Below are 17364 nucleotides of genomic sequence, written 5' to 3' on the forward strand. Positions count from 1 at the left end.
AAAAGGTGTCAATAACTTATTTGGATTGGGGGAACCTCGGTGAATGAAACTAAGTGGTTAAAAGAAATAGCCGATAAGGCTGTCGATGTTGAACGGTACGCTCAGTATGGTATTGTAGAGGCTTCTTTTCGAGAGTGGGTTGTCGATAAGATGGTAAATCATCCTGAGATTATGGTGTACTACCATAGTTTTTACATCGTTTCCCGAGCCACCGCATATGCGCCGGAGTGCTTTTACACGTATTGGGAGGTTTTCGAGAAGCTTTTGAAGCACCCGAACTCGTATCACCGAGATTTCGGCCTAACGTTGATTGCCGATTTGATACCTGTGGACCATGAGAGGCGCTTTGAAAAGATAGAGGGGGCGTATCTGAGCCATGTTGACGATGAGAAATTTATGACGGCAGAATGTTGTGTGGCAAATTTAAAGAAAATTGTCGGGGGAGACGCTGTCTATTGTCAGCGGATTGTGTCGTTTTTATTGGAAAAAGGCTCTGAAACTCGACATTCAGAAAGGCAAAAAGCGCTATTGGACGGCAAAATAATCGACGTATTTGAGCTAGGGTACAGCCAATCGACAGATAAGGCGGCGATTGATCGATTTGTCGATCGGTGTCTTAACAGTCTGAGTCCGCAAACGCGGAAGCGTGCAAAAGCGTTTAAAAAAAATAGATGGCGCCAAAATGTTTAAAGCGGTCGCCATGTAATCAAAGGAGCAAATGATGATAGCAATTAGAGCTCTAACTGAGCCGGAGCGCTCATAGACAGTGGCGCGGGGATCAGTGTTGCGTCTTAAGGAGGTAGAGTGGTGGAAAGTGTATTAAACGCCAGAGAATTTGATTTTATTTCGAAAGAGGACAGACGTTTTATCCTCGATTTTACAAAGGCGATGTCTGCGCTGGGCTATGGCTGTGACAACAAAATAACCCCTGGGTACTGTTGGGGAAAGTACATGATTTTGTATAGAAAGCAACAAGTGAAAAGCGACAAAGTCTATGCGCGTATTTACATAAGAGACGACAATATCGTCTTGCGTCTTTACTTTAGCCGAATTGACCGCCACAGTGCTTACATAGAAAAAACGCCGGACTTCATTAAGTCGGTTTTTACAGGCGCTTATGGCGACTGTAAGAACTGCCACAATGAGAAAGACGGCAAGTGTTCATTTAGAAAAAGCTATACGCTGGAAAATCGGAAAATCGATAAATGCAATGGCGTGACTTTCGAGTTCTATCAGGTGACGGTTGAGAAATTATCGGATTTATTAGAACTTTTCAGTACCTTTTACCCCGTGAAAAAGAAACGTTAACTTAGAAGCATCAAAATTGAGGGTGTTAGGAGAAGCTTGTATTAAAACGGCTTTGAGTTCGCTACCGCGGGGAGGTGTATCGGTTTGGAAACGGTGCTGTTCTCAAATGAAATGCGTTTGTTTTCAAAAAAACATTGACTTATTATTCATCAAAATGTATAATTAATCAAAAATTATTGTTTAAATACGTTTGAGGGCATGAGAATACACAGGTGACGGTACAGCGAAGCGGGGATGGTGTGAGCCCGCGCGAAGTGAATGTGTTGAGAACTTTCCCGAGTAGCTCATAAGAACTTAGAGTAAGATGAGCCGGAAGTCCACCGTTATGAGGGCTAGGTATCGACACATGTCCGTACCGAATTTGAGTGAGCTGAAAAGCTAATTTGGGTGGTACCGCGGAGCAATTCGTCCCAAAGCGAAAAGGGTTGGTTTCGTCGGTAGCGCCTCAAAGCGCCTGAACACCAGTGGCTCACTTGTTGAACTGTTTGTGAAATGATCCTGTAGGGGGTCATTTTTTTTAGCTTAACAACAGGCGCTGAGTCCATAACGACAAACACCCTTGTAACTCTCAAATGCATAAACATGCAAAAGACGAATTGAAAGTGGAGGTTGAGGATGCGTAAAAAAGTCGTTTTGGCGTATTCAGGCGGGCTGGATACATCGGTCATTTTAAAGTGGTTGGAAGTAGAGATGGGCTACGACGTCATTGCCGTGTGCGTCGATGTGGGACAGGCGGACGCCTATGAGGCAGTCTGTCAAAAGGCGCTTCGCACAGGTGCTAAGAAAGCGTATTGTGTCGATGTAAAAGACACTTTTGTCAGAGAGTACTTGTACAAAGGCATTAAATCCGGTGCGCTTTACGAAGAAGATTATCTTCTCGGCACGGCGTATGCAAGACCGCTAATTGCCAAGGCACTGGTTGAAATCGCCAAACTTGAAGAAGCGGAGGCCATTGCGCACGGTGCCACGGGCAAGGGGAACGACCAAGTGCGTTTTGAAGCGGGTATTATGGCTCTGGCGCCAGAAATGAAGATCATCGCCCCATGGAGAACGTGGGGGCTGAAATCGCGTGAAGCGTGTATCGATTACGCAATGCAACACGGTATTCCCGTTCCGGTGACGAAGCAGGCCATATACTCGAGAGACGAGAACTTGTGGCACATCAGTCACGAAGGCGGCAACTTGGAAGACCCATGGTGCGCGCATACCGATGAGGTGTACAAATGGTGTGTCGCCCCTGAGAAAGCGCCCGATACAGCTGAAATCGTAACCTTGGAGTTTAGCCGAGGGGTACCGATTAAGTTAGACGGCAAACCGTATGCCCCTGTGGCGTTGGTACACAAGTTAAATACAATTGGCGGCAAGCACGGTGTCGGCATCATCGACGTGGTGGAAAATCGACTGGTGGGAATGAAATCTCGCGGCGTGTATGAAACGCCTGGTGGCACCATACTTTACACAGCGCATAAAGCTTTGGAAAAGCTGGTACTCGACCGTCAGACCATGGCTTACAAGAAGTTGGTCAGCGAAAAATACGCGCAGTTGGTGTACGACGGCATGTGGTTTTCCGTATTAAAAGAGGCGCTGGATGCATTTATTGATACCACACAGGAAAAAGTGAGCGGTGTGGTGCAACTAAAACTCTATAAAGGCAGTTGTACGGCCATTGCCTCAAGATCCGATTACACACTTTACTCAGAGGCACATGTCACCTTTGGAGAGGACGAAGTCTACAATCAGAGAGATGCTGAAGGCTTTATCAACTTGTTTGCTCTGCCGCTTAAACTCAATGCCTTGAAGAATGAAACCCCTGCAGGCACTTTAGGGGAAAAATTTTATTGCTGGGAAGAGGCGTCGATTGAAAGATAGCATAAAAATACAACGCTTTTGACGTCCGGTTATTTGGGCAACAGGGGCGTTTATATGGCGCATTCATCCACTGTCTGCCATAAAGGGCGTGTACAGCAGTCTGTCCGCGGCTTACATGTCAGCATTAACTGTAGAGTTGTCAGTGTCCAATGGCTTTACTGGCGTCAAAGCGCACGGGTTTCGCCGCTGCTGGGACACACTTTTTATACACGCCATTGATGGTTAGCGTTTCGTTCATAAGGGTCATACTTTGTTTACAGGTCTGTTAATGATTTCTGTGAGACGATGGTCTTTTAATCTGATAAAATAGAGGTATCATGGGTGCTCACACAGACTGTAGTACTCTTAAAAGGAGGAATGAGCTTATGAAAAAAGTATTCTTTAACGGCGACATCATCACAGTGGACGACAACCAAAAAACGGCGGAAGCCGTATTGATTGAAGACGGAATAATTATCGAGGTCGGTTTAAAAAAAGAGGTGTTTGAACACGTCGACGAGGAGACAGAGCAAGTTGACCTTGGTGGGCGCGTGCTGATGCCCGGTTTTATAGACCCGCATTCCCACTTTAACATGGTCGGGCTCATTGCCACTATGGTGGACATTTCACAACCGCCTGTGGGCGACGTCACTTCAATAGACCAGCTTGTTGAGCGGCTAAAAGAGGCTGAGGCCCAGTCGGTTTTAGTGGCCTTTGGTTACGACCACAATCTGTTGGACGAGAGACGGCATCCCAATAAGTTCGATTTAGACAAAGTGTCTACGACAATTCCGGTGATTGCCATTCACACTTCTTTGCACGTGTGTTCAGTGAACTCAAAAGCGCTGGAGGTTTTTGGTTACACCAGTGAAACCCCTGAAATCCCCGGTGGTAAAATTGAACGCATCCAAGGGACCATGGAGCCAACGGGCTACTTGGAAGAAATGGCCTTCCAGAGAGCGTTGATGAAAGTCGTCGAGATAGACGAAGAGATGATGCGGCAAATGCTTCTCAACGGACAGGAGATTTATATAAAAAACGGTATTACTGCCGCACAAGACGGCGCTTTGTCGGGGGCTAACTACGAGTTCTACAAACTGGCAGAAGCTGAAAATCTGTTGAAAATAGATGTGTTTGGTTACCCACTTATTATTGAAGACCAACGTTTTTACAGTGGTGAACTTCCGGAAAAAATTGGCGACGCCATCGGTCGGCTTAAACTCGCCGGCAGCAAAATCGTTCTCGACGGTTCCCCGCAGGCGAGAACCGCCTATATGAGCGCGCCGTACGAAGTCGTTGAACCCAGTGACGATCCAAGTTATTGCGCGTACCCTATTTACAAAGACGACCAAGTGGTTGTCGATGCACTTGTAAAGAGCATTCAAAACGGCTACCAGTGTTTGACGCACTGTAACGGCGACGCTTCGCTGGACCAGTTCTTGAGGTGCTACGATAAAGCGCTGAAAATTGCACAGCCGAAAGAAGAACTGCGGTTGCAAATCATCCACTGTCAGACGGCACGAGAAGACCAGCTGGATGCCCTTAAAAAAAGAGACGTCTATCCTTCGTTTTTTGCTTCACATGTGTTCTACTGGGGAGATGCACACCGCGCAAACTTTGGAGAGGCGCGTGCAAGTAAAATCTCCAATCAGGCGTATGCGCTGAAAATCGGTTTAAAGTTTACCGATCATGAAGATTCCCCAGTTGTTCCACCGATGCCGTTTAGAAGCATTTGGGCCTGTGTGAATCGGAAGACGCGAAGTGGTCACATCTTAGGCGAGGGGATTCCGGTGATGGAAGCGCTGAAAGCCCATACAGTCAATGCCGCTTATATGTACTTTGAAGAGGATCGGAGAGGTTGCATTAAGGTGGGGCACTTAGCGGATTTCATTATCGTCGATCAAAACATTCTCAAGATCGATCCGATGAAAATTGCAGATACGCAAGTTTTGGAGACGATAAAAGAAGGGGTAACCCTCTATAAAAAGTGGTAGCTGCTCGTAGGGGTTCTTGCATTTTTTATAAGACGTGACAACAAGCTGCTCAATGGTTGAATGAGCAGCTTGTTTGATGTTGTGAAAAGGGCTACAGTTGCCCCAGTGGTTCTACAGGCAGGTATATAGCCACAAGTTGCTTCCCGTCAGGAGTCTGAGGCGGCTCACTCACATAGACTTCAAAAGGCAATGCATCGCGGGGCTGACAAGCACTGCTTGGTAGCCACTCGCCGTACATATACTGCCAGGCCGCGGCGAAGTCGTCGCGTGTGAGTTCAAAATGTCCTACAGCGTACTTACCCGACAGGGACATCAGACCTATTTCACCGTTTACTTCTACCTTGTAAGTGTTGGGAACCGATAAACACAGGCTGGTTCTCAGTTGGTCTTCTTCTGTCATTTCAGGATTGTCATGATAGAGCGTCATCACTTTTGTTTTCCCGGGGACAAGGAGGTTTCGGCTGGCGGCGAAGTCATAGAGTTTTTTCATCATATTGGGCATAGCTGTCGCTAGCTTCTGATAGCTTCCCGTAAAGCGCAGATAGATGACTTGTAGGCTCTCAACCGTTAAGAGTTCTACTTTAGAGGCTTTTACTTTCATAGTATCCCATCCTTTCGATTTATTTGGTATACTATGAGTATAGGGCGTTTCATCGCGATTGGCTTTGCATTTCTTGCTGTATTGTTTTCTAAACTCAGTTGGACTTACCGCGTAATACTTTTTAAAAGAACGGGCATAACCCGCTGAGTCTGAGAAGCCAAAGTGATAAGCGATGTCTGTTACGGTAATCTCGGGACGATGGATGAGAAAGAAAGCAGAGCGCTCCATTTTAATTCGAGTGATGTATTGCAACAGTGTTTCTTGTGTAAGGGCACTGAATAGTCGGTGAAAATGGTATTTAGAGAATCCGGCGACATCAGACAATTCAGAGAGCGTCAACGCCCGTTGAAGGTTTTCTTCAATATAGTCTTGAACTTTGTGTATACGCTGTCGATACACCTCGCGGCTTTCTAGAGTTTTCATTTTGGCCCCTTTCCTTTTGATAAGCGTGTGACGCACTGGTGCCTTTATTGTATATGGAACTGAGGGAATTTGACAACCCTAACAGCGCAATAGGTGAAGTGGATGGGATGAAGTAGAGGAGGCGATAAAATGAAAAATCATAAAATGACAGCAGCTATTTTTTTGGTTTGTGCAGGTCTCAATGGTATCAGCGCCGCGATGTATGCAGCGACGTCTAGAATGTCAAATGCGGTCATCTACATTGGGCTCGCCGTGCTCTGCCTCGGTATGAGTATTTTGTTTTACACCTTTGGAAACCGCAATAAGAGCGAAAAGTAGGTACTACGAAAAATAAAGCAATCAGAAAGAGGTCGCTTTGGAAAAGAAAAAGGATTACAAAATAGCGGCGGCACTGTTTTTTATATTGGCGCTGCTCAACACGATAATCGCATGCATTATTTTTTCAGATTCACAGCGTTCAACGGGGCTCATCTTTACCTCCCTTTCCGTCTCGTTTCTTTGGCTTGGCGTCTCATTTTTAAAAAGAGAGAGGCGCGAGCAACAAAAACGTTAAAGATAACCGTGCACCAAATAGGGGGCGTTATGAGTAAGAAAATGAGGAAAACATGGACATTCGGGCACTATACAATGCGCCCGCTGGAACGCGCAGATGCCGATACCTACTACAAATGCGGCTTTGAAACGCCCGATGCCGAGGCCAATTATTACACGGGGACGACGGCGAGCTGCTCAAAAGAGCAAATCAGTGCCTATGTGGAGAAATGTGTGGAAGACCACACGCGCTACGATTTTATCATTTGCAGCGGTGAGGCCATCATCGGCGAAGTGGTGTTGAATGAAATCGAGGGGACCAGTGGGCACTATCGAATTTGTCTATTTGACAAGAAGCACTTTTCAAAGGGGATTGGCTATGAAGCCACCACTATAGTGTTGGCATTTGCTTTTGGTGACCTCGGCCTCGACGCGGTGACGCTCGAGGTGTTTCCGTTTAACGAGCGCGGCATTGGCCTCTATGGGAAATTGGGCTTTGAAGTGGTCGAGAAAATTGTCGATGAAGAAGCGCAACCGCCTTACAGAGACAGCCTTTTAATGTGCGTGACTAAGAAGCGGTTTGAAGAACACTAGAACTGAAGCGTCGTTTAAAAGCGACTAATGACGAGATGGGTTCTCTGATGAGAGCCGCTCGTCTTTTTTTGGATAATGGGTAAAGCTTAGCGACAAGATAAGGTTAAAAAAATCACAATAAACCGTTGATTGTATGCTTGAAAAGTGATAAAATGTAAATTCGTGGTCTTTTCACAGTTGACGTAGGCAATGTTTTAAAAAAAAGGGGGGGAGGCATCGGTGCGTTTAAAATTAAATAGATTAAAGGCGTCTAAAGAAGCGCAATTTAGCGCGTTTTTTAATGCAGTGGCGGGCATTGCTTTGGGGGTGCTGCCAGTTGCGGTGATAGGCGTGAGAAAAGTGATTATCGACGAAGGGGTTTTGCCGAAAGGGGCTGCTCAAACCGGTAAAGCTATGGGAGCACTTTGGGTGTACATAGGGATTCACGTGGTTCGGCATCTAATTGAAGTAGGGGTTTTGCACCGGAACAACCAATGGAAAGTGTTGCTAAAAGACCTTTACAACGAAAAGTATGTGGCTAAAATCACCAAACTCCCCTACGCGTTTTTAGAAAATCAAACGGTTTTAAATCTGATGAAAATTTGTCAGTGTAGGAGTTCTTATGAACCGGTGGCAATCGAAAAAGAGTTTTGATTTCTGGAAGCGCTACATCGAAAGAATGAAAAGGCCCAATTACATATCGTCAATTATGATTGACAAAGCTTACGCCCTTGAAAGAAAGCTCTTTGGCTCTGAACGGCTCATGAACGAAAAGTTTGGAGAGACGTTTGACAAGGCGCGACGGGACAACGAGCGCTACGGCTACGAAAGATTCCGATTGCAGATGTTGGTCGAGGCTCTCTCTTCACTTTATGCAGTCGCAGCATTCCTTGTACCCCTTCCTTTTTTAGTTCAGGGATCGTTGTCATTGGGGATGTATACTTCTCTCGCATTGGGGATTGTCGGGCTTATGGAGGCGTCCAAGAAACTGTTTGAAATCGTTTACGACTTACAAGATACCGCTAAGGTTATGGACAACTGGCGGACGTTTTTGAATTTGCAAGAAGTCGGTGAAGCGCCAAGGCGCTTTGATGTTGCCGATTTTGAAAGTCTTGAATTTCGGGATGTTTATTTCCAGTACCCCGAAAGGAAAGGCGCAGTGCTTAAAGGGGTGCAGTTTAAGATTGAAAAAGGCGTTCAATATGCCCTCGTCGGTGAAAACGGTTCAGGGAAATCCACTCTTATCAAGTTGTTGCTGGGCGTGTACACGCCCAGTAGCGGACAAATTCTCGTGAACGGTACAGATGTATCCGAACTTAGCCAGGCCGATCGACAGGCTCTTTTTTCTGCTGTTTTTCAGGACTACGCAAAGTACCCATTGTCTATACGGGAAAACATGTGCTTGGGAAGTGAGAAGGCCATTGAAGACGGTGCCCTTTACAACGTGGCGAAAAGCTTAAAACTAAACTCGAAAATCGAAGCGCTCAAAGAGGGGCTCGATACGAATTTAATGCCTCTTAAAAACAGCGGCGTGGATTTGTCAGGAGGCGAATGGCAAAAACTCGCTGCAAGTAGGGTGCTTTTATCGGATGCGCCGATGGTTATCTTGGACGAACCCAACGCGGCACTAGACCCTCTATCTGAAGTGGAAATGTACAAAACTTATCAGAAGATGTTGGTTGGCAAGACCTCGCTGTTTATTACCCATCGTCTGGGTGCGATTAAGTTTTCAGACGAGATACTGGTCTTAAAAGACGGCCGGATTGCGGAAATCGGGACACACGATGCGCTAATGGCATCAAAGGGTCATTACCATCAGCTCTATACGATGCAAAGGGGGTTTTATGACAAGTAGAACACAGGGGCACTCAAAAATCTATATGTTTAAAGAAGCCGTTAAAATAGGTAGAGACATCATGCTGTATGATTTTGTGCTCATGTTTGTCGTAGGCCTATTGGGTCATTTGGCACCTGTTGTCGGCGTCGTACTGAATAAAAAAGTGTTTTCTGTGGTGAGCACTATATATCAAAGCCGTCAATACGATCACGCTTTAAGTTGGTGGCTCCTTTGGTTTGGGCTCTATTTATTGGCAATGGGGTTTTACAAGACCTACTACCACCGTTTTTTCGTCCAGTTTAAATCTTTGCTCAGGTTTGAAAAGAGAATTAAGTGTGTGTTGCATAAAAAATGTTTTGCGCTTTCCAACGACGATTTTGAGCGTCCTCAGCTGTACACCTATGTGAAGCAAGCTCAAAACGCCAGTATTAACCTTTATCGACTTGTGGAAATCGCCATTCACGTGGTGTGTTTAAGTATTGGAAGCTTGGTCGTGACCTTGTACATAGCCTCTTTTAACATCTGGTTTATGGCGTTCATCCTCGTTTCCATTCTTCCGACAGTGGCGGAACGGGTTGTTGAAACGCGGTATATGCTTAAATTTTGGGGGGCTATTGCCCAACTTCAAAGAGAAGAAGAGGCCTATAGAGAGACCCTTATTGCTCCAGTTTTCTTTAAGGAAACACGCGTGTTAGGAGCGACGGCTTTTCTAAAGGGAAAGTGGCGAAACAGTTTGTTAGAGGTATTGAATCAAGAGCGGTTAATTGACAAGAAAACAGAGCGACTACGAGCTGTAACAGGCGTGATTAAGGTCTTAGGCAACAATTTTGGATTTGTTTTAGGGGCGTATCTGTACATGACTCACGCCATTTCGCTAGGGGCGTTTATGGCGAGTGTGGCGGCTTACGCAACATTAAACCGCAATTACACAGAGTTGTTTAATCTGTTTGCCTACTTCAATCAGTTTTCGACATTGGTTCAACCGTTTTTCGACTTTTTAAACACCCCCAACCGTCCGGTGCAGCCGGACACGCCCTACAGTTTTGACACCTCTATTGAACTGAGAGACGTTTCGTTTAAGTACCCGAGTTCAGAGACAAATGCACTGGAACAGCTGACCCTTAAAATAGAAAAAGGGGCGCATATCGCCATTGTCGGCGAAAATGGCGCGGGTAAATCGACGTTGGCAAATCTGATACTGGGCTTGTATCTGCCGCAATCGGGAGCGGTGCTGTACGATGGCAAGAGCATCTCCGGCGTTTCAGAGCACCGATTGTATGCGGATAAAACAGCGGTATTTCAAAAGTTCAATAAATACCATTTGTCGCTGGACGACAATGTTAGATTGGGCAGTCCGGGCTGTGAGTCAAACAGGGCGTGCGTAGAGGACCTATTACAGGATCTCTTTTGCAAGCACCCGAGTTTGTCCGGCACTTCACTGCTGGGGACGGCATTTGGTGGCGTCGAGCTCTCCGGTGGAGAGTGGCAAAAGATAGCGTCGGCCAGAGGACTCTACAAGCCGTTTGAGATGGCGATTTTAGACGAACCCACCAGCGCCATAGACCCTTTAAAAGAAAACGAGATGCACCGCGTTTATGAAGCGGCCATGTGTGGAAAAACGTCGATAATGATTACGCACCGCCTAGGCGCCATTAAGGGGAGCGATAGAGTTCTCGTCTTGGAGAAGGGGCGCATTATCGAAGACGGTGCTCACGAGATGCTGTTGAAAAAGAAGGGGCGTTACTACGAAATGTGGACGGCACAAGCCTGTCTCTACACAAGTGAGTAGAGCGTTCCACTTATTCGGTGGACGACATGATGTGAAAATAATCTTATAGATTAGAGATTTAATAGACCACTTTTTTGGTATAATAAAAAAGTAGAATGCGGGTTAAACTGGTTTTCAAACCGCATAGAGGTGTGTCGCCGATTTTTAGCTGTTCCGGAAAATGAAAAAAGGCTTTAAACGGCGGAAGACATGTTTTTTGTATTCAAATAGGAGTTTGTATTGAAAAATATACCACTAAATGAGATCTATTCACTATTGTTTTTTGCTGTTGCAAGCGCATACGCCATAATCGGCATCTACGTTCTCTCGCTCAACTATAAAAGCGCTTTAAACAGAGTGTTTTTTATATTGAACTTCACCTTAGGCATCTGGGCTTTTTCATACAGTTTGCTGAATACGGCGGCAACTTATGAAGAAGCTCTCTTTTGGAACAGATTGAGCGTTCTAGGCTGGGGGACAATGTACAGCTTTTTATTACACTATATCTTGTTGCTTACGAAGAACCGGTTTCTTAAAAGAAAGTGGGCGTACGCATTTATTTATGTGCCTGCACTTGTGAATGTCGTCGTATTTGGGCTAAACAGCGCCACGGCTCGTTGGGAATTTGAACTGTTGCAAACGCATGCGGGATGGGTCAACACATCGCCTAACAGCTTTTACGACTACTATTTTTACGGTTATTATCTGGTGTATTCAATTCTGACGTTGCTGTGTATCGGCACTTGGAAGAACGCGTCACAAGATAAAAAGGTCAAGAAAACGGCGGGGATCCTCAGTGCGTCTATTATTATCAGCATTCTGCTGGGGTCTGTATCCGATGTATTTCTCAGGCAATCACTTCAAGACATAAGACCTCAGTTAGGCATCGTTTTTGCGTTGATTCCGATTTTAGCGGTTCTTCATTCCGTTAAAAAGCACAGCACCATGGTGGAGCAGAAGAGGAAAGTCGAGTTCTTGTCTGTGAAAATCCTATTACAAGAAAAACGGGTAGCCTTTTACAAAGCGCTATCCTTTGTTTTCCTTTTGGGAAGTTTAGCGTACTTGATTTTAGACTATTTGATTTTTGACAAAGCACTTAGTGGAATATTAAAATTTGGCGGTTTTGTTTTGGCTTTAGGGTTAATCTTGTGGATTCTACCGCATCTAAAAATCAAAGAGCGCTCACAAGACATTTATATGGGACTGGCACTAGTTACCATAATGCCGGCTCTTTACTTACATTTTGGGCAATACGGCTACAACAGTGTTATCTGGACGGTGCCATTTTTCTTAATGATTTTAACGACTGTATTTAAGAATGAAAAGCTTTTGCTCATGGTATTTGCGTCGGCCATAATTGTCGAGTTCATAAGCATGGTTAGAAATGAGGTCTTTGTTACTACAATTGCAAGAGCCGATTATCAGCAGCGATTGGCCATCTATGTTTTAATTTCGGCTGTTATTTACTACATAAGCCATCTCTACCGCAACAGGTTGTATGAACACGAGCAACAAACGGCATTGCGAAAAGTGGTATCAAAAATTTCATCGGATTTTGTAAGTGTGACAGCTGACAACTTAGAGGCTAAGGTTGACGACATGCTTAGGACAAGTGGCGAATATTTTGAAGTGGATAGAGCCTATGTTTTTAGATTTAATGAAGACCTGTCGACAGTGGATGCCACAAATGAATGGCACAATGAGGCAACCTTACCGGTTAGTGTGCCCATCGGATCGCTGTCCGCAGTGTCTTTCCCTTGGTGGATGAAAGAACTTGAGCAAAACGGCAAGATTTATCTTGCAGACGTCGGTGCGCTTCCCAGTGAAGCGTCGGCAGAACGAGAAGTGTTGCTGCAGCGCGATGTGAAGTCGTTGATGTTGGTACCGGTTCTGAAAAATGGCAAGTTGCTTGGTTTTCTGGGGTTTGATACAGTTGTTAACAAAAAAAGGTGGACCATTGAACAGCAAGAAGTGCTTAAAATTATGGCAAACATTATATCGGATGCCATTACAAAGGTGGAGGCTGAAAAAAAGATAAACTATATGGCGTATTACGATGCGTTAACTGCTCTTCCCAATCGAACTTATTTTACTCGGGAGCTAGAGAAGAAGATTGAGCAAATGCATGGTGTGGAAACCCCTATAGGCATCTTGCTTATGGATATCGACGAGTTTAAGTCGATTAATGATACCATGGGACATGACTCCGGTGATCAACTACTTCTCGAGGTTTCAAAAAGGCTTTCACAAGTCGCAGGCGTCTCTGATACGGTGTGCAGATTCGGAGGCGACGAGTTTCTGGTGGTACTGCCTCACATGGGAACGTTGAGTCAGATAAGAAAAGCAATCGATCACATCGTCGGTGTGTTTGATGGTCCGATAGAAATTAAAGAGCAGAATTTTCATGTTACTGCCAGTTGTGGTGTAGCGGTCTACCCGTTTGACGGACATAACCCGGAAACATTGATTAAAAGTGCTGACTTGGCGATGTACGCGTCGAAAAACAATGGTAAAAATAGGGTTACTTTTTGTACCCCTCTTATGAAATCGGATGTAGGGGAACGCGTAGGGCTTTCCAACGATTTGTACAAAGCATTGGAAAACGACGAGTTGCTGTTGTACTATCAGCCACAGGTTAATATCGGAACGGGCAAACTCGTTGGTTTAGAAGCGTTAATTAGATGGCGTCACCCCGAGAGAGGGCTTCTTTCTCCAGGGGTGTTTATCCCCTTGGCTGAGCAAACCGGTTTGATTCACAGGATTGGAGAATGGGTTCTAAAACAGGCATGTATGCAAAATAAAGCTTGGCAGTTAAAGGGGTACTCGCCGGTGGTCGTGTCTGTAAATCTCTCGATTGAGCAATTCAGAGGGCAGGAGCTTGTGGAAGCGGTTTCAAGCGCATTGATTGAAAGTGCGTTGGCACCTCGATATTTAGAACTGGAGATTAAAGAGCGTATCGCTTTAAAAGAGTCGTCGTATGTTATAAGCATCTTACACCGATTAAAGGCGCTCGGGGTCACAGTTGCAATAGATGACTTCGGAACGGATTATTCTTCTCTCAGTCGGTTAAAAGAGCTGCCTATTGACAAACTCAAAGTGGCGATGGAATTTATACAAGGTATCGGCAAAGACGATAAAGACGAAGCGGTTACTGCGGTCATCATCGATTTGGCGGAGCGGTTGGATTTAAAAGTTGTCGCAGAGGGCGTAGAAGCTGAGGAACAGTTGGCGTTTTTAAAGAGACAGTTGTGTGACGACGCTCAAGGCTTTTATTTTCACCGTCCAATGCCGGTTGATGAAGTTGAGAAATTAATGCGAGGAAGTGATGTTCATGAGTGTTCAAGCTGATCAGTTTTCAATCCTGTTCTTTTTATTTACTGTTGTATACGGTGTTGTAGGAAGTTATGCCTATTCCTTAAACCCAGGGGCGCTCATAAACCGCATTTTCTCCTTTATTTGTCTCGCTCTTTGTGTGTGGGCATTTGCATTTGCAATGGGAAATGCCGCAGGTAGCTATGAGACATCACGCCTTTGGAGGCGTGTGGCTTCGCTTGGGTGGGGAACCGTTTACAGCTTTTTACTGCATTTTTTTCTATTGCTATCGGAGAAAAAAGCGCTATTAAGACATAAGGCAATCTATGTTTTAATCTACTTGCCTGCAGTGCTAAATGTTGTGTTGTTTGGGCTTTACAGCCCTATTGCAAACACGCAGTACCATTTGGTTCATCTGGAAACCGGTTGGATCAATGTGAATTCCGGCGGGTGGGGTGATTTGTTTTTCAATGCCTATTATCTCGTGTTTTCGCTTATTGGGTTAATTGCTGTATGGAATTGGAAAGGCCTGATCAAAGATTCCGGCAAGGAAAAGACGGCAATTATTATTAGCATCACCTTTTTTATGGGCATTGTTTTAGGAACGGCAACTGATGTGTTTGTCAATCGACATTTGAATTTCTACACGCCTCAGTTGGGTATCATTTTTGCTGCGATACCGATGTTAGGGGTGTTGTATGCCATAAAGACGCATAGTTTGATGACAAATTATCAGTTGACAGTGGTTAATGAAAAAGAAATACTCACCACCGACAACAGATTTAGGTTTTATACTTACTTGTCACATGCCATTATTTTTGGTAGCGTTATCAATTTAAGTCATTATTTTTACTATACCGTCAAAATTGAATCGGTTTTGTTTTTGAGTCTGTTTTTACTTTTCATTGGTTTGATTGTCAAAACCTTGCCGACTACATCGTTGCCGACTCACAGACAGGACACTTTGTTGTTTGTTACTTTGTCCATCTTGACAATTGGACTCTTAAGGCGATTTTTATTGGCGTATGGCAACAATATCGTCTGGTCGATACCCATTATTTTATTGCTCACGACGACAGTTTTCCGTAAAATCAAATTCTTTGTCATCGTGTTGTCGTTTACAATTCTTTTTCATCTTTGGTCGTGGCAAGTGGCACCGGTTGTAACAATCACTGTTGACAAGTTAGACTATATACTGCATATGGTTCTTTATCTGTTTGTCGCGATGCTGGTGTTTTACATTAATCAAATTTACGCGCAGAAGTTAGAATCCCATGAAAGACAAGCGGATTTACAAAAAAAAATATCGGAAATTTCGTCGGATTTTATCAGTGTTAGTATGGACAACTTAGACAATAAAATAGACACAATGCTCGAAAAAAGCGGTGCGTATTTAGGGGCAGACAGAGCCTATATCTTTAAGTATTTCGAAGCGTTGTCCATTGTAGAATGTACAAATGAATGGTGTTGCGCAGATGTCAAACCCGTTCGAAATACCATAGAACCGCAGGTAATCGCGTCATTTACTTGGTGGTTGAAAACCCTTAAATCAAAGGGTAAAGTCTATATTGAGGACACGGCCCTTCTTACTGATGAAGCGTCCGCCGAAAGAGCGTTTTTAACCCTTCACAACGTTAAGTCTTTAATATTAGTGCCGGTGTACAAACATCAAAAGTTGCTCGGTTTTTTAGGTTTCGATACGGTTAAAGGTAATAAAAGTTGGTCTCTTGAACAGCAGGAGGCACTTCAAATTATGGCGAATATTGTATCAGATGCGATTTCAAAAGTTGAGGCCGAAAAAAAAATTAACACAATGGCGTATCACGATGGGCTAACGCATCTTCCCAACCGAGCCTATTTTACTCGAGAACTGGATAAGAAATTAGAACGCCGAAGTGGCGGAGAAGAGCATATGGGCATATTGCTCATGGATTTAGACGATTTTAAGGCCATAAACGACACAGTGGGACATGATTCGGGAGATTTGCTGCTTATCGAGGTCGCCAGAAGGCTATCTCAAGTTGCGGACATCGTCTGTAGGTTTGGCGGCGACGAGTTTCTCGTGCTATTGCCTAGTATAGATGCACCGTATAAAATTAGAAAAATGGTCAGTGAGATAATCGATGTGTTCGATGCGCCGATAAAATTAAAGGCGCAAAGTTTTTATGTAACGGCCAGTTGCGGCGTCGCTATATATCCGCTGGATGGATACGATTCGGAGACCCTTATAAAAAGTGCTGATTTGGCTATGTATACGTCGAAAAATAAAGGTAAAAACAGCATCACTTTTTGCACCCCTGCTATGCGGGCGGCCGTTGAAGAAAAAGTGGCCCTCTCAAATGATCTGTACAAAGCGCTAGAAAACGATGAGTTGCTGTTGTATTATCAGCCACAAGTTGATCTTAAATCGAATGAAATTATTGGATTGGAAGCCCTAATCAGATGGTGTCATCCTCAGAGGGGGCTTGTTTCGCCGGGGTTGTTTATCCCATTAGCTGAGCAAACCGGTTTAATTCATGAGATTGGAGAATGGGTTTTAAGAACAGCGTGTAAGCAAAATAAAACGTGGCAATCTATGGGCTTTTCTCCTGTGGTAATGGCTGTCAATCTTTCGGTTGAACAGTTTAAGGAGCAACAACTCGTAGAACTGGTTTCTGATGTACTAGCGACGAGTGGGCTGGCGCCACGGTATTTAGAACTGGAGATCACCGAAAGTGCGGCCATAAAAGAGCCCATGTATATCATCGGGGTTCTGCATCGCTTAAAGGAACTTGGCGTGTCCCTTTCAATAGACGATTTCGGAACGGAGTATTCGTCACTTAGCCGATTAAAAGAGTTGCCGATAGATCGGTTGAAGATGGCGATGGAGTTTGTTCAAGGGATTGGTCGAGGAGGCGATGACGAAGCGATTGCAGCAGTAATAATTAATTTGACAAAGCGTTTGGGACTAAGGGTTATCGCAGAGGGCGTAGAAGATAAGCGGCAGTTGGATTTTTTAAAGGCGCAGCGTTGTGACGATGTACAGGGCTATTATTTCTATCGCCCCATGCCGGCAGAAGAAATTGAGCAAATTCTGCCGAGGCGCAGTGAAAACAGCGAGCAGCCTCCAACAGGTTTCGAATAGAAGTGAGTTAAAATAACTTTACACCGTATAGCGAGAAAATTGACC

Annotated in this window: 12 protein-coding genes; 11 read left to right on the plus strand and 1 reads right to left on the minus strand. The window is 44.7% G+C overall.

Annotated features, from left to right (window positions below):
- Positions 1-39 precede the first annotated feature (39 nt).
- From ACR6HW_RS16925 to ACR6HW_RS16940, 4 genes are all read left to right on the plus strand, one after another.
- The gene (locus ACR6HW_RS16925; RefSeq protein WP_455728855.1) at positions 40-690 is read left to right on the plus strand and encodes a hypothetical protein; all 651 of its coding nucleotides are present in this window, start codon (positions 40-42) and stop codon (positions 688-690) included.
- A 117-nt stretch (positions 691-807) separates the two neighbouring features.
- Positions 808-1308 (plus strand): hypothetical protein, encoded by a 501-nt coding sequence (locus ACR6HW_RS16930; protein ID WP_455728856.1) that lies wholly within the window; start codon positions 808-810, stop codon positions 1306-1308.
- Between the two features lie 615 nt (positions 1309-1923).
- Entirely contained in the window at positions 1924-3177 is a 1254-nt protein-coding gene (locus ACR6HW_RS16935) for an argininosuccinate synthase (RefSeq protein WP_455728857.1), read from the plus strand.
- 365 nt (positions 3178-3542) lie between these two features.
- Complete coding sequence (locus ACR6HW_RS16940) at positions 3543-5150, plus strand: amidohydrolase (RefSeq protein ID WP_455728858.1); 1608 nt, start codon at positions 3543-3545, stop codon at positions 5148-5150.
- Between the two features lie 91 nt (positions 5151-5241).
- On the opposite strand, the gene ACR6HW_RS16945 is transcribed toward ACR6HW_RS16940, so the two are convergent.
- Complete coding sequence (locus ACR6HW_RS16945) at positions 5242-6174, minus strand: AraC family transcriptional regulator (RefSeq protein ID WP_455728859.1); 933 nt, start codon at positions 6172-6174, stop codon at positions 5242-5244.
- Positions 6175-6303: 129 nt separating this feature from the next.
- Between ACR6HW_RS16945 and ACR6HW_RS16950 the strand changes: the two genes are divergently transcribed.
- The 7 genes from ACR6HW_RS16950 (at position 6304) to ACR6HW_RS16980 (ending at position 17319) form a co-directional block, all read left to right on the plus strand.
- Positions 6304-6492 carry a hypothetical protein gene (locus ACR6HW_RS16950; RefSeq protein ID WP_455728860.1) on the plus strand — a complete coding sequence of 63 codons (189 nt, stop codon included), beginning with the start codon at positions 6304-6306 and terminating at the stop codon, positions 6490-6492.
- A 264-nt stretch (positions 6493-6756) separates the two neighbouring features.
- Positions 6757-7299, plus strand: a complete 543-nt coding sequence (locus ACR6HW_RS16955; protein WP_455728861.1) for a GNAT family N-acetyltransferase — start codon at positions 6757-6759, stop codon at positions 7297-7299.
- A gap of 219 nt (positions 7300-7518) precedes the next feature.
- Complete coding sequence (locus tag ACR6HW_RS16960) at positions 7519-7932, plus strand: hypothetical protein (RefSeq protein WP_455728862.1); 414 nt, start codon at positions 7519-7521, stop codon at positions 7930-7932.
- The gene (locus tag ACR6HW_RS16965; RefSeq protein ID WP_455728863.1) at positions 7901-9133 is read left to right on the plus strand and encodes an ABC transporter ATP-binding protein; all 1233 of its coding nucleotides are present in this window, start codon (positions 7901-7903) and stop codon (positions 9131-9133) included. The genes ACR6HW_RS16960 and ACR6HW_RS16965 overlap by 32 nt, the downstream gene beginning before the upstream one ends.
- On the plus strand, positions 9123-10904 hold the full coding sequence (locus ACR6HW_RS16970) for an ABC transporter ATP-binding protein (RefSeq protein ID WP_455728864.1): 1782 nt from the start codon (positions 9123-9125) through the stop codon (positions 10902-10904). The genes ACR6HW_RS16965 and ACR6HW_RS16970 overlap by 11 nt, the downstream gene beginning before the upstream one ends.
- 219 nt (positions 10905-11123) lie before the next feature.
- Entirely contained in the window at positions 11124-14231 is a 3108-nt protein-coding gene (locus ACR6HW_RS16975; RefSeq protein ID WP_455728865.1) for an EAL domain-containing protein, read from the plus strand.
- On the plus strand, positions 14215-17319 hold the full coding sequence (locus ACR6HW_RS16980) for an EAL domain-containing protein (RefSeq protein WP_455728866.1): 3105 nt from the start codon (positions 14215-14217) through the stop codon (positions 17317-17319). The genes ACR6HW_RS16975 and ACR6HW_RS16980 overlap by 17 nt, the downstream gene beginning before the upstream one ends.
- Positions 17320-17364: the final 45 nt, after the last annotated feature.

Source organism: Fusibacter sp. JL298sf-3, assembly GCF_053842995.1.

Excerpts from the sequence above, each read along its gene's own strand:
- ACR6HW_RS16940 (WP_455728858.1), top strand. The coding sequence starts at position 3,543 with ATGAAAAAAGTATTCTTTAACGGCGACATCATCACAGTGGACGACAAC.
- ACR6HW_RS16965 (WP_455728863.1), top strand. The coding sequence starts at position 7,901 with ATGAACCGGTGGCAATCGAAAAAGAGTTTTGATTTCTGGAAGCGCTAC.
- ACR6HW_RS16955 (WP_455728861.1), top strand. The coding sequence starts at position 6,757 with ATGAGTAAGAAAATGAGGAAAACATGGACATTCGGGCACTATACAATG.
- ACR6HW_RS16945 (WP_455728859.1), bottom strand. The coding sequence starts at position 6,174 with ATGAAAACTCTAGAAAGCCGCGAGGTGTATCGACAGCGTATACACAAA.
- ACR6HW_RS16980 (WP_455728866.1), top strand. The coding sequence starts at position 14,215 with ATGAGTGTTCAAGCTGATCAGTTTTCAATCCTGTTCTTTTTATTTACT.
- ACR6HW_RS16935 (WP_455728857.1), top strand. The coding sequence starts at position 1,924 with ATGCGTAAAAAAGTCGTTTTGGCGTATTCAGGCGGGCTGGATACATCG.
- ACR6HW_RS16970 (WP_455728864.1), top strand. The coding sequence starts at position 9,123 with ATGACAAGTAGAACACAGGGGCACTCAAAAATCTATATGTTTAAAGAA.
- ACR6HW_RS16950 (WP_455728860.1), top strand. The coding sequence starts at position 6,304 with ATGAAAAATCATAAAATGACAGCAGCTATTTTTTTGGTTTGTGCAGGT.